The following is a 357-nucleotide window of genomic DNA, read 5'->3' as shown; positions in this document are numbered from 1 at the left end:
GAGGATGACGCCAGGACCCGCGCCGTGGTCGAGGCGACGCTGAAGGACATCGAAACCCGCGGAGATGCGGCAGTACGCGAACTGTCGGAGAAGTTCGACAATTACTCGCCGGAAAGCTTCCGCCTGAGCCAGGAACAGATTGACGAGCTGATCGCCTCGCTGTCTGAGCGCGAACTGGCAGACATCAAGTTCGCGCAGGAGCAGGTGATGAACTTTGCGCAGGCGCAACGCGACTCGATGCTGGATATCGAGGTCGAGACCCTGCCGGGCGTGATCCTGGGTCACAAGAACATCCCGGTGCAGTCTGTGGGCTGCTACGTGCCGGGCGGCAAGTTCCCGATGGTGGCCTCGGCGCAT

Annotated in this window: 1 protein-coding gene; it reads left to right on the top strand. The window is 62.2% G+C overall.

From position 1 onward, the window contains the following. Positions 1-357, top strand: a 357-nt coding sequence (locus ACOQFT_RS00005) for a histidinol dehydrogenase (RefSeq protein WP_421596029.1), incomplete at both ends; no start/stop codon positions are given.

Origin of the sequence: Ruegeria sp. MALMAid1280 (genome assembly GCF_049195285.1) — a bacterium.
In the GTDB taxonomy this organism is placed as follows: domain Bacteria; phylum Pseudomonadota; class Alphaproteobacteria; order Rhodobacterales; family Rhodobacteraceae; genus Ruegeria.
Note: the sequence above shows the minus strand (reverse complement) of the source record. Positions and strands in the feature narration are given on the sequence as shown.